This window comes from Amycolatopsis palatopharyngis, from assembly GCF_003385185.1.
In the GTDB taxonomy this organism is placed as follows: domain Bacteria; phylum Actinomycetota; class Actinomycetes; order Mycobacteriales; family Pseudonocardiaceae; genus Amycolatopsis; species Amycolatopsis palatopharyngis.
The window spans coordinates 101,591-113,221 of the sequence record NZ_PQHZ01000019.1 but is presented as its reverse complement, the minus strand read 5'-3'; the positions used below and the strand labels follow the sequence as shown (position 1 = coordinate 113,221).

At 66.9% G+C, this 11,631-nt stretch carries 12 protein-coding genes; 9 read left to right on the top strand and 3 right to left on the bottom strand.

Translation table 11 applies throughout. The features are described from left to right. Positions 1-329: hypothetical protein (locus D0C15_RS34730; protein ID WP_211323224.1), on the bottom strand; the 329-nt coding region annotated here is incomplete at its 3' end. Positions 330-646: 317 nt separating this feature from the next. On the opposite strand from D0C15_RS34730, the gene D0C15_RS16765 reads away from it, so the two are divergent. The 6 genes from D0C15_RS16765 to pstB all read left to right on the top strand — a co-directional run bounded on the left by D0C15_RS16765 (position 647) and on the right by pstB (position 7,402). Further along, positions 647-2,071, top strand: coding sequence for an LCP family protein (locus tag D0C15_RS16765; protein WP_116046347.1), 1,425 nt, complete (start codon positions 647-649; stop codon positions 2,069-2,071). 114 nt (positions 2,072-2,185) lie between these two features. Beyond that, on the top strand, positions 2,186-2,851 hold the full coding sequence (phoU, locus tag D0C15_RS16760) for a phosphate signaling complex protein PhoU (protein WP_116046344.1): 666 nt from the start codon (positions 2,186-2,188) through the stop codon (positions 2,849-2,851). Between the two features lie 315 nt (positions 2,852-3,166). Continuing rightward, on the top strand, positions 3,167-4,264 hold the full coding sequence (gene pstS / locus D0C15_RS16755) for a phosphate ABC transporter substrate-binding protein PstS (RefSeq protein ID WP_116046341.1): 1,098 nt from the start codon (positions 3,167-3,169) through the stop codon (positions 4,262-4,264). A 133-nt stretch (positions 4,265-4,397) separates the two neighbouring features. After that, positions 4,398-5,345, top strand: coding sequence for a phosphate ABC transporter permease subunit PstC (gene pstC, locus D0C15_RS16750; RefSeq protein WP_116046338.1), 948 nt, complete (start codon positions 4,398-4,400; stop codon positions 5,343-5,345). After that, positions 5,345-6,430 (top strand): phosphate ABC transporter permease PstA, encoded by a 1,086-nt coding sequence (gene pstA, locus D0C15_RS16745; RefSeq protein WP_116046336.1) that lies wholly within the window; start codon positions 5,345-5,347, stop codon positions 6,428-6,430. The genes pstC and pstA overlap by 1 nt, the downstream gene beginning before the upstream one ends. A 192-nt stretch (positions 6,431-6,622) precedes the next feature. After that, positions 6,623-7,402 (top strand): phosphate ABC transporter ATP-binding protein PstB, encoded by a 780-nt coding sequence (gene pstB, locus D0C15_RS16740; protein WP_116046333.1) that lies wholly within the window; start codon positions 6,623-6,625, stop codon positions 7,400-7,402. A 41-nt stretch (positions 7,403-7,443) separates the two neighbouring features. On the opposite strand, the gene mshD is transcribed toward pstB, so the two are convergent. Together mshD and D0C15_RS16730 are read right to left on the bottom strand one after the other, a co-directional pair. After that, the gene (gene mshD, locus D0C15_RS16735) at positions 7,444-8,364 is read right to left on the bottom strand and encodes a mycothiol synthase (protein WP_116046330.1); all 921 of its coding nucleotides are present in this window, start codon (positions 8,362-8,364) and stop codon (positions 7,444-7,446) included. A gap of 75 nt (positions 8,365-8,439) precedes the next feature. Continuing rightward, on the bottom strand, positions 8,440-9,192 hold the full coding sequence (locus D0C15_RS16730; RefSeq protein WP_116046327.1) for a response regulator transcription factor: 753 nt from the start codon (positions 9,190-9,192) through the stop codon (positions 8,440-8,442). A gap of 286 nt (positions 9,193-9,478) precedes the next feature. Here D0C15_RS16730 and D0C15_RS16725 point away from each other — a divergent pair, with 286 nt between their 5' ends. The 3 genes from D0C15_RS16725 (at position 9,479) to D0C15_RS16715 (ending at position 11,597) form a co-directional block, all read left to right on the top strand. After that, on the top strand, positions 9,479-10,360 hold the full coding sequence (locus D0C15_RS16725) for an LmeA family phospholipid-binding protein (RefSeq protein ID WP_245975886.1): 882 nt from the start codon (positions 9,479-9,481) through the stop codon (positions 10,358-10,360). Between the two features lie 32 nt (positions 10,361-10,392). Continuing rightward, positions 10,393-10,833 (top strand): TlpA family protein disulfide reductase, encoded by a 441-nt coding sequence (locus tag D0C15_RS16720; protein ID WP_116046321.1) that lies wholly within the window; start codon positions 10,393-10,395, stop codon positions 10,831-10,833. Between the two features lie 326 nt (positions 10,834-11,159). Then, positions 11,160-11,597, top strand: a complete 438-nt coding sequence (locus tag D0C15_RS16715; protein WP_116046318.1) for a DUF4395 domain-containing protein — start codon at positions 11,160-11,162, stop codon at positions 11,595-11,597. Positions 11,598-11,631: the final 34 nt, after the last annotated feature.

Here is an 11,631-nt window from a genome sequence, read left to right as displayed (position 1 = left end):
GCGTCTGGTGGGCTGGGAAATGTGAATAAGAGACAGGCCGAAGGCTCCCGCACCGCCGCCCGCACCACCCCCGGCGCCCAACCCTGCCGAGGAACAGCCACGCCCGCCGCGAGCGAGACGAACGGCGCGCGAGGGCTTGCCCGCACCACGCCGTGAAGCTGCATCGCCCAACCGGCCTCCCTCCGTGGACGCGAGCAGGCAGGCGCCTCCAGCTGATCGCCGTCCAGTTCGACCCGGCCTGTCGGCGGTACGGCGACAGCCACCACCGGCCGCCGCAGACGGCGAACCCACCAGGACGGCGCGCCCCGTCCGGCCTTCCCCGCAGACACCTCCGCCTGCCCAGCCGGCCCCTCCGGCCGGCCTTGGCACCCAAGGGGTGCGCCCGGCCCGGCCACGGCCGCCACGGCCCCGCACCGCGCCCTCCCAGCCACTGCCGGTGCCCCCACCGCAGGCACCGCGGCCGCAGGCGAAACCCCCTGGCGTCGAAGCCCCCGCACAGGCGGAGCGACCAGGCCCTCCAGGCCGCCCCCAACAGCCGCAGAGCCCTGGTGGACCGACACAGCCGAGGCCCGCACAGCCACAACGTCCACCGCGGCCCCGCAGGCCACTCGGCCGACCCGCGCCTACGCCCGCCGACCGACTGACGATGACCGATCAGCTCGAGCCGGTCGGCGACGCGACGAAGGTGCGGCGCAAGATCGACAACTCGTTGGCCCGGTTCTCCGCCGCGCACGATGAACTCGCCAAGGAAGAGGAAGAACGCAAGCGGCGCCGCGAGCGGCTGACCTCGCGTCCCGTCCAGCTGCTCGAACAGACCAGAACCAGGCTGCAGCGGGTCGTGCTTCCCACTCGCGACGAGGACGAGGAACGGGAGCGGGCAGGGAGCGAGCAGCAGGCGGCGGACGACAACGGCCCGAAGTCGGTTCGCACGCGGCTGCAGGAGAAGAAGCAGCGACGTACCGACCGTTCGGTCCGCACGGGCAGGGTCACGGCCGCGGTGATCGCCGCGGTGGTCTTCCTGTCCACCGGAGCTGCCTGGGGCACCAAAACCTGGTTCAACAACAAGTTCAACGAGATCGCCGCGCTGGACGAGAACTCGGCGGACATCCGGAACTCGGCCGGTCAGACCGGCGACGAGAACTTCTTGATCATCGGCTCCGACACGCGAGCGGGAGCCGCAGCCGAGCAGAACGTCGGAGACGCCGACGGCACGCCAGGAGCCAGGGCGGACACCGTCATGCTCGCCCACGTACCTGCCGACCGGGCCCGAGCCGCGGTCGTGTCGTTCCCGCGTGACCTCGAGGTGGACCGGCCGACCTGCCAGCGCTGGGACCCGGTGACCGGGGAGTACGGCGAGGAGATGCAACCGGCCGACCGCGTCAAGCTGAACTCGGTCTATGCGCTCGGCGGCCCGAAATGCGTCACGAAGCTCATCCAGCAGATCTCCGGCATGCGGATGAACCACTTCGTCGGTATCGACTTCAACGGCTTCAAGGAGATGGTCGACGCGGTGGGCGGGGTGACCGTGAATGTCGAGGAGCCGATCACGGACGAGGTACTCGGCAAGGTCATCGCCGAGACGGGTGCTGTGACCATCAGCGGCGACCAGGCGCTGAACTACGTCAGGGCCAGACACGTCATGGGCGACCTGACGTCGGACTACGGCAGGATCAAGCGGCAGCAGGGCTTCCTGCAGTCCCTGCTGACCAAGACCATGTCTCGCGAAGTGCTGTTCGATCCCGGCAAGCTGACCGCGTTCGTCAACGCGTTCGCGGCCTCCACCTTCGGCGAGAACATCGGCATCGACCAGCTGCTGACCCTCGCGCAGTCGATGCAGGGCCTCGATCCAGGCAGAGTCAAGTTCGAGACCATCCCGACCGTCGGCGAGGCGAACGAGCGCGGTAACGAGGTGCTGCGTGAGGATTTGTCCGACGAACTCTTCCGCGCACTGGTCGAGAACAAGCCGCTGCCGTCCGAGGAGGAGAAGTCCACGGACTCCGGGGCTTCCTCGAAAGGCTCGGAGGGCTCGGAAGGTTCGGACGTCTCCGAGGCGGCACTGCCCTCCCGCTGACTGGCCGGGCCAGACGGCCTCGGCGGAGGCCGCCACCGAAGTCGTCAGTGCGGGTTCATTTCGCGTTCACCCAGCGATGCGGCGACCGTCTGTCCGTCACCGTAAGGTGTGAGCATGCGCGAGGCTTACCACGTCGAACTCGAACAACTGGCCCAGCACCTGGCCGGCATGTCCGCCCAGGTCGCCGATGCCATGGAGCAGGCCACGACGGCTCTGCTGGACACCGATCTGGCACTTGCCGAGAAGGTGATCAGCAACGACGCGAAGGTGGACGACGCGCGCGCGGAATGCGAGGAGCAGGCATACGCCCTCCTCGCACTGCAGGCGCCGGTCGCCACCGACCTGCGTACGGTGCTGGCAGCCATTCACGCGGCCGAGAGCCTGGAGCGGATGGGCGATCTGGCCCTGCACGTCGCCAAGACCGCCCGGCGCAGGCATCCGGATCCGGTACTGCCGGAGCAGGTGCGGACTTACTTCGCCCAGATGGGCGAGGTCGCGGTGAAGCTGGCACGGCAGACCCAGTCGGTCATCCAGACCAAGGATGTCGACGCGGCCCGCAGCCTGGAGTCCGATGACGACCAGGTGGACGACCTGCACCGGCACCTGTTCACCGTGATCATGGACAAGGATTGGCCGCACGGTGTGGCCGCCGCTGTGGACGTCACCCTGCTGGGCCGGTTCTATGAGCGCTATGCCGATCACGCCGTCTCGGTGGCGAAGCGAATGGTGTTCGTCGTCACCGGCAAGATGCCTGGCTACGGTCCGGACGAGGATCTCTGAACCTCGTTCCGAGGGTGAACACGTCGGGGATAAGCCCCGAAAGTGATTGACCTCTCATCGACCACGAACCGTCACGCGGAGCTTCGCGTGACGGTTCTTTTGGGTTACGCCCTGGTCAAGACGGGTATTTTTCGCCCAATGTCTAACTCTCAGTAACTTAGCCGTGACGTTGCCGTGACGACCGATTCTTGCCGAGCGTCGTTCGCCTGCCGTTCACCTTCTCTGCCCTGCGACGTCATGTCTGCCTCTTAGCGTCCTCAATCGAGGGCATACGACGAGTCGTGCAACTGAAGACACTTCGAAAGAGGGAAAACTGTGAAGCGTTCCACCCTGGGCCGCATCATCGCGCTGCCGGCGGCTGCCGCGCTCACCGTCGGTCTGGCGGCCTGCGGCTCGGCCAACGAGGCGCCAGCGGGCGACAGCGCCGGCGGGGAGTCGAACCTGTCCGGCACAATCGCGGGTGCGGGTTCCAGCGCACAGGACGCCGCGATGCAGGCGTGGTCGGCCAGCTTCATCGAGGGCAACCCGGATGTCACCGTCAATTACGACCCGATCGGTTCCGGTGGCGGCCGGGAGCAGTTCGTTAACGGCGGCTCCGACTTCGGGGGCACCGACGCCTACCTCGACGAAAAGGAGCTAGCGGCCGCCAAGGAGCGCTGCGGCCAGGTCGTCGAGATTCCAGCGTACGTCTCGCCGATCGCGGTCATCGTCAACGTAGAGGGCGTCGAGGAGCTCAACCTCAAGCCCGAGACGATCGCCGACATCTTCAACCAGAAGATCAAGACCTGGAACGACCCCGCTATCGCAGCGGACAACCCGGGCGTGCAACTTCCGAACACCCCGATCACTCCGGTGAACCGGGCTGACGAGTCGGGCACCACCGAGAACTTCGTGGACTACCTGTCCAAGGCCGCTGGCGATGCGTGGCCGCACGAGGTGAGCGGTGACTGGCCGGTACCGGGCGGCGAGGCAGCCAAGGGCACCTCCGGCGTCGTCCAGGCGGTCACGAACGGCAAGGGCACGATCGGTTACGCCGACGCGAGCCAGGCCGGTGACCTGACCACGGTCAAGGTCGGTGTCGGCGAAGAGTTCGTCGCGTATTCGCCGGAGGCGGCAGCCGCAGTACTGGACGTCTCCGAGCGCGTCGAAGGCCGCGGCGAGTACAGCTTCGCCTACGACCTCGCCCGCGACACGGCCGAGTCCGGCACCTACCCGATCGTGCTGGTGTCGTACAACCTGGCCTGCACCAAGTACGACGACCCGAAGAAGGCCGAGATGGTGAAGGCCTTCTTCAACCACATCATCAGCGAGGAAGGCCAGCAGGCCTCCGAGGAGTCGGCCGGCTCCGCACCGATCTCGGACTCGCTGCGCCAGAAGCTGCAGCCCGCCGTCGAGGCCATCTCGGCAGGCTGATCATCCACCACACGCAACACCTGCCGAGGTCCGGGCGATCGTCAAATGCGGCGATCGCCCGGGCCGCTGCGCGTCCACCCCTGGAACATCGAACCGGGGCAGTTGCCAACACATCACTAGAAAGGGATTGACGGTGCCCTCCAGCACAGAGAGGAAACCGGTCCGCCGCCGCATCCGGCAGCGGCCGGGGGATCGCATCTTCGCCGGAGCGTCGACGGGATCTGGGATCCTCATCCTCGTCGTTCTCGCGGGCGTGGCCGCGTTCCTGCTGGTCGAGGCGTGGCCCGCACTCATGGCACCGAAGGAGGAGATCCCCGGCGACAACGGCCTGATCCTCTACATCTGGCCACTGCTGTTCGGCACGCTGATCTCTGCCATATTCGCGCTGGTGATCGCGGCCCCGCTCGCCGTGGCCATCGCCATGTTCATCACCCACTTCGCGCCGCGCGGGCTGGCTCAGAGCCTCGGCTACCTCATCGACCTGCTGGCCGCGGTGCCCAGCATCGTCTACGGCCTGTGGGGCGTCGCCGTACTGGCGCCCGCGACCCTCGGACCGTCCGGATGGCTGGCGGAGAACGTCGGGTTCATCCCGCTGTTCGCGGGCCCGCCGTCGGCGACCGGGCGGACGATGCTGGTCGCGGCGATCGTGCTTGCGGTGATGATCCTGCCGATCATCACCGCAGTCGTGCGCGAAGCGTTCCGGCAGACCCCCAGGCTGCACGAGGAGGCCTCCCTCGCACTCGGGGCAACGCGCTGGGAGATGATCAGAATGGCCGTGCTTCCCTTCGGTCGCTCCAGCATCATCGGAGCGTCGATGCTGGGACTCGGCCGCGCGCTCGGCGAGACCATGGCCATCGCCATCGTGCTGTCGGTCTCCGGCGGAGTCACGTTCAATCTGATCAGCAGTGGCAATCCCGGCACCATCGCGGCCAACATCGCCCTGGAGTTCCCGGAATCCACGGGGATCGACGTGAACGCTCTGATCGCGTCCGGTCTCGTGCTGTTCGCCATCACTCTGCTCGTGAACATGGCCGCCCGCGCGGTGATCAACCGGCGCCGCAACTTCTCCGGAGCCAACTGATGAGCACTTCGACCACCTCCCGTGGTCCGGACCAGGACCTGGACACTCCCCTCGGCGGAATGCCCCTGACCCATGGCACGCTGCCTCGCAGGGCACCGCAGCTGACACTTGCAGCGGCGCTCGTGCTCGGCATCGCGCTGTGGCAGACCGGCATGAGCATCGTGTTCGCCGCCGTAATCGTCGCTGTCGGCTACGCGGCCGCGATCCACCTGTGGTCCCGCATCGTCGAGGGCGTCCGCAAGGCAACTGACCGGACGGTCACAGCGTTCGTCTACTCCGCGTTCCTTCTCGCGCTCCTGCCACTGATCTCGGTCGTGTACACCGTGCTGAGCAAGGGCCTCGAGCGCTTCGACATCGAGTTCTTCAGCTACTCGATGCGCGGTGTCGTCGGCGAGGGCGGCGGCATCTATCACGCCCTCATGGGCACACTGATCATCACCGGCCTGGCAACCCTGATCTCGGTGCCGGTGGGCATGCTGACCGCCATCTACCTGGTGGAATACGGCCGAGGCAAGCTCGCCAAGTGGATCACGTTCTTTGTGGACGTGATGACCGGTATCCCGTCGATCGTGGCCGGTCTGTTCGCCTACGCACTGTTCGCGCTCATCTTCGGTCCCGGTGTGCGAATGGGGATCATGGGTGCGATCGCGTTGAGCGTGCTGATGATCCCCGTGGTCGTGCGCTCCACAGAGGAGATGCTCAAGCTCGTGCCGAACGAGCTGCGCGAAGCCTCTTACGCGCTGGCCGTGCCCAAATGGCGCACCATCGTGAAGGTCGTGCTGCCGACGGCGCTGGCCGGCATCGCGACAGGCGTGACGCTGGCCATCGCCAGGGTCATCGGGGAGACAGCACCGCTGCTGATCACCGTTGGTATCACCTCGAGCGACAACTTCAATCCCTTCGACGGTCGGATGGCGACGCTGTCGGTGTTCTCCTACTACCAGTACGTCAGTCCGGGCGTCCCGCCTGAGCCATCCCTCGATCGGGCCTGGGCTGCGGCACTGGTCCTTATCATTTTGGTGATGGCGCTCAACCTCATCGCACGACTGATCTCCCGACTGTTCGCACCGAAGACCCGCGGTTGAGCGGGTAGATACGGATAGAAAGCGAAGCACAGTGGCCCAAGCCAAGAGGACCACAGGACGCGCTCGGCCGGAGGCCTCGCGATGGCGGCTGCGGGTCGCCGAGCTGCGGAAAATGACAGGACAACCCGAGTTGCGACCCGTAGACGCGTTCGACGATCACGCGTCGTCCGATCAACACCGATAGGAAGCACAGTGGCCAAGCGCATCGAGGTCAAGGACCTCGACATCTACTACGACACGTTCCTCGCCGTGCAGGGCGTTTCGATGACGATCCAGCCACGGTCGGTCACCGCGTTGATCGGCCCGTCCGGGTGCGGCAAGTCGACGTTCCTGCGCTCCATCAACCGCATGCACGAACTCGTTCCGAACGCCAGGGTCGACGGCACGATCACGATGGACGGCGAGGACCTCTACGGCCAGGACGTCGACCCCGTCGGTGTCCGCAGGCAGATCGGCATGGTTTTCCAGCGGCCGAACCCGTTCCCGACCATGTCGATCTACGACAACGTGGCCGCGGGCCTCCGGTTGAACAACAAGCGGATGAAGAAGTCCGATCTGGACGATCTGGTCGAGAGGTCACTGCGGTCGGCGAACCTCTGGGGAGAGGTGAAGGACCGGCTGGCCAAACCGGGCTCGAGCCTCTCCGGCGGGCAGCAGCAGCGGCTCTGTATCGCCAGGGCGATCGCGGTGGAACCCGAGGTCCTGCTGATGGACGAGCCGTGTTCGGCACTCGACCCGATCTCGACCCAGGCCATCGAGGACCTGATGATGGAGTTGAAGGCCGATTACACGATCGTCATCGTGACGCACAACATGCAGCAGGCGGCCAGGGTCAGCAACACGACCGGGTTCTTCAACCTGCGCGGCGTCGGCCAGCCCGGTGAGCTGGTGGAGATCGACGAGACGACGAAGATCTTCTCCACGCCGAGCAACCAGGCGACGGAGGACTACATCTCCGGCCGGTTCGGCTGACCATCCGCACTTTCCCGGGAAAGTGCGAGACCTGGCGGCGGCTACGACGCGTACTGAACGTCGACCTCGTAGCGGGTGAATCCGAGTCCGGAGTAGACAGACACCGCGGGTGCGTTGTCGCCCTCGACATAGAGAATGATCTGCTCCAGACCGCGATCGGCCAGATGACGCAGACCGGCCAGCGTGAGTGCCTTGCCGAGACCGCCGCCTTGCATGGCAGGGTCCACACCCACCACGTAGACCTCACCGACGGGCTTTCCGCCGAACCGTTCCGGGTTCGGCTCGTGGACCTTCGTCCAGTGAAAGCCGACGACCTCACCCTTCGCGTTCTCCGCGAGGAAGAAACCCGCGGGATCGAACCAGTCCTCCCGCTCGGTGGCCCGCAGCTCCTCCGCCGTAAGACTGCCCTGCTCCGGATGCCAGTCGAAGGCACGGGCGTTGACCGCGATCACGGCGTCCTCGTCGAGTCCTGGGCGGAACGTACGGATGGTGACGCCCTCGCGCGGCGAGGGCTCCGGCCACCGCTCGCCCTCGACGCCGGCGTGCATGACCAGAAGTTCACGGGCCCTGGTGAACCCCACTCGCTCAGCAAGCCGGGCGGCGCCCGGATGGTCGCCGTGCGCCCATACGCGCAGCCGGTCCTCTCCTGCCACCGCGCCGGTCCTGTCGACCAGCGCCTTCACCAGCGCCGTGCCGTAACCGTTGCGTCGCCGCCGCGGGTGCACGATCAGCTCAGCGACCTGCCGGCCGAAGGAATCGCCCTCGGTGTCCAGATGGGCGTATCCGGCGAGTTCACCGGCCACGTCCGCCAGCAGGTGCGACCCGCCGGTCAGTTCCGGGGGAAGTGTCGTGCCGGGAGGAAGCTCCGGCCTTCCGTCGGCGTCCCGCGCCGCGAGCAGCAGCGCACGTATCCGCTCGACTGTGGCAGGGTCCGGGTCCTCGATCCACACCGCGTTCAGCATGGCTCCAACCTACCCAGCCGTCGCTGTGGGCGGCCCGTCACCGAGTTGTGCACAAGCCGCAACCAGTGGCGGGGATCAGGAGTTGGCGAAGTGTCCGCGCTGAAGTTGCTCCGGCATCATCGACGCGGTGGGCGGCGTCGCGGCGGCGCCCTTCGCGGGACGCTCGAACTTGTAGCCCACGTTGCGCACGGTGCCGATCATCTGCTCGTGCTCTGGGCCGAACTTCGCCCGCAGCCGCCGCACGTGGACGTCGACGGTGCGCGTGCCGCCGAAGAAGTCGTAGCCCCATACCTCCTGCAGCAGCTGGGCCCTGGTGAACACCCGGCCCGCGTGCTGCGCGAGGTACTTGAGCAGCTCGAATTCCTTGTACGTCAGTTCGAGGGTGCGCTTGCGCAGCCGGGCGGTGTAGGTGGCCTCGTCGATCACCAGGTCCCCGACGCGCAGTTCCGCGTCGGCCTGCGAGACCGCCCCGTCGCGTGTGGTGGCCAGCCGCAGCCGGGCATCGACCTCGGCAGGCCCCGCGGTGGGCAGGATTATGTCGTCGGTGCGCCACTCGGCGCTGACCGCCACCAGCCCGCCCTCGCCGACGACCGCGACGACGGGCGTCGACGCCTCGTCGTCAGCCGTGCCCTTGAGCAGGCGGCACAGGCTCTTCGCGGAGGCCAGGTCCGCCCGTGCGTCGAGCAGAATCAGGTCCCGGGGGCCCGCGTCGAGCAGTGCTGTCACCTCGGGGGCGCGCACGCGTACGGTGTGTGGCAGCAGATCGAGGGCAGGAAGCACGGCGTTGGCGTCCTGTTCCGCCGTGAGAACCAGCAAGTCCAGGCTCATTGCCACACCGCCTTGTTCGTGAGGTCGCCTCGGATTCGGCAACCGAGTCGGTGCTGAGTGAGAATAGCCGACGACAAGGCAGTAGTCCCCATCTTGACGACCGGATCACACCAGGTCGGGCAGGTTGGTTTATGCACAATGCGGTCGACGGGGGCCGGCCGGAGGTCGGCTCGTGGCGGCCGCATGCAGGTGAGACGCGGACGGTGGTCGAACCTTGCGACAGTGCATGAACCGAGTATTGCGTAAGACACAGGCACAAAGCCGGCTCGATGACAGATCGGAAGCGATTGTGAGCAGTCCCGTCACCCAGCAGAATCGGCGCGGTCCCGGCCGTCCCGCCAAGCGCAAGGGACGGCGCGCCAGGAAGATCGTGATCGTCCTCCTGGTACTGGCAGGACTGCTGGTCGGAGCGGATTTCGCACTCGCGGCCGTTGCGGAGCACACGGTGTCGCAGAAGGCACGGGAACAACTGGGGCTGACCGAAGATCCCTCGGTGACCGTGCACGGCTTCCCGTTCACCACTCAGGCACTCGCCGGTGAGTACCGCCACATCTCCGTCTCCGCGACCGGAGTGCCGGTCCAGGACACCCTGCGCGACGTCGGAGTCAGAGCGGAACTGCGGGGAGTGGACGCTCCGCTGTCCGACCTGACGGCTGGCAACGTGGACAACATCACGATCAGCGACGTCGAGGGTCAGGTCCGAATCAAGGACAGCGATATGGCCAACGTCGATCCGCTCGACAAGATCGAGAACCTGCGGATCGCACCGTCCACAGAGGACTACGTCCACCACGGTGACGAGCCCAACGTGGAGGAGAACCTCTCCGAGGAGGAGAACAAGAAGGACAGCTCGTCCACCGGGGTCCGGCTGTCCGGCGAAGTGCAGATCGCGGGCGACCGGGTGGAGATCGTCGCGTTCGCGATCATCGACCTCGACGGGAACACCGTACGGATCAGCCCGCAGCGCCTCGAGTTCGGGAATGGCGAGGAAAGGACCGTTGTTCCACCTGAGGTGCAGAAGGTGCTGCTGCCCAATTTCGAGGCGGACATCAGCACTGGGTCGCTGCCCTTCACGGTGACGCCGACCGCCATCGAGGTGGAGGATGGGGCGATCGTGGTCAAGGGCACGGCCGAGAACGTCCGGTTCAGCGGGATGTCGGGCAACTGACAGGACAGAAGCGGGAAAGGAATCGAACGTCGATGACCGGGGTGTGGGTGCTGCTGGCCACGCTGGCCGCCGCGTTGGTCGCGGGCGCATTGCTCGCCGCGCGCAACGGCCGGGTGCGGTCCGCGAAGCGGCCCGAACGCGCCCTGCCCGCCGCGGTCACCGAGGTAATCGATCCCACAGCGGGAGTCACGCTGGTACAGATCTCCACCACGTTCTGCGCACCGTGCAGGCATGCTCGCGCCGTGCTTTCCGACCTGGCCGAGCGCACGACGGGCCTGCACCACGTCGACCTCGACGTGACCCAGCGGCCCGAGGTCGCCGAGGCGCTCGGCGTGCTGCGCACCCCGACCACTCTGGCCCTGTCCACCCGCGGCACGGAACTGCTGCGGGTGGGCGGCGTGCCCAAGGCCGCCGATCTGCTGGACGCGCTACGCCCCCACCTTCCCGCCACACGCACTTTCCCGGGAAAGTGACGTACCCCGCGCGTGCAAGTAGCGCGCTTTCCCGGGAAAGTGCGAGGACCGTGGTCCCGGAATCTGGGACTCGTCCCATACGGTGAGCGGGCTTCCCACTCTGAGGGAAGACTGGGTACTCTGGCCCTCGTGGACCGGCTGCCTATTCACTTGCTGACGCAGCGCCGCGCAGTTGACCTGTGCCGCGTGCGCAGCAGCCTGTGTCCACTCTCGCCGCGTTCCGGCGTGCGTCCCCTGCGCTGATCAGGGCTTCCGCCGCCGACCGTTGCTCCACCTGTCGAGCCGGGCGCGTATGCGCCACCATCTGTCCAGCCCAGGAGCGCCAGATGTTCGCAGGACCCGCTGTTGATCCCCGCGGACCGCGGTTCGCGGCCGTCATCACGACCGTTGTACTCGCCGTCGTACTGGCCACCGGCTGGTGGCCGCTGCTCGCGGCGCAGACAGTGGTGTTCGCGATCGGTGCGTTCGTCGGACTGAAGCCCGCGCCGTACTCGGTGCTGTACCGGCTCCTGGTCGCACCGCGGCTGGGGCCGACCAGCGAGCGGGAGGACGCGGCACCACTGCGCTTCGCTCAAGCGGTGGGTTTCGTGTTCGCACTGGTCGGCACGATCGGCTACGCCACGGAACTCACCGCGCTCGGCCTGGTGGCCACGGCGTTCGCACTGTTCGCCGCATTCCTCAACGCGGCGTTCAACTTCTGCCTCGGCTGCGAGGTCTACCTGCTCGTCCGCCGGTTCGCGCCCCGGACCGGTCAACCGTCCTAATCAGAACTGCTCGAGAAACCGTAGAGAAAGAGAG

Excerpts from the sequence above, each read along its gene's own strand:
- phoU (WP_116046344.1), top strand. The coding sequence starts at position 2,186 with ATGCGCGAGGCTTACCACGTCGAACTCGAACAACTGGCCCAGCACCTG.
- D0C15_RS16720 (WP_116046321.1), top strand. The coding sequence starts at position 10,393 with ATGACCGGGGTGTGGGTGCTGCTGGCCACGCTGGCCGCCGCGTTGGTC.
- pstA (WP_116046336.1), top strand. The coding sequence starts at position 5,345 with ATGAGCACTTCGACCACCTCCCGTGGTCCGGACCAGGACCTGGACACT.
- D0C15_RS16765 (WP_116046347.1), top strand. The coding sequence starts at position 647 with ATGACCGATCAGCTCGAGCCGGTCGGCGACGCGACGAAGGTGCGGCGC.
- D0C15_RS16730 (WP_116046327.1), bottom strand. The coding sequence starts at position 9,192 with ATGAGCCTGGACTTGCTGGTTCTCACGGCGGAACAGGACGCCAACGCC.
- D0C15_RS16715 (WP_116046318.1), top strand. The coding sequence starts at position 11,160 with ATGTTCGCAGGACCCGCTGTTGATCCCCGCGGACCGCGGTTCGCGGCC.
- mshD (WP_116046330.1), bottom strand. The coding sequence starts at position 8,364 with ATGCTGAACGCGGTGTGGATCGAGGACCCGGACCCTGCCACAGTCGAG.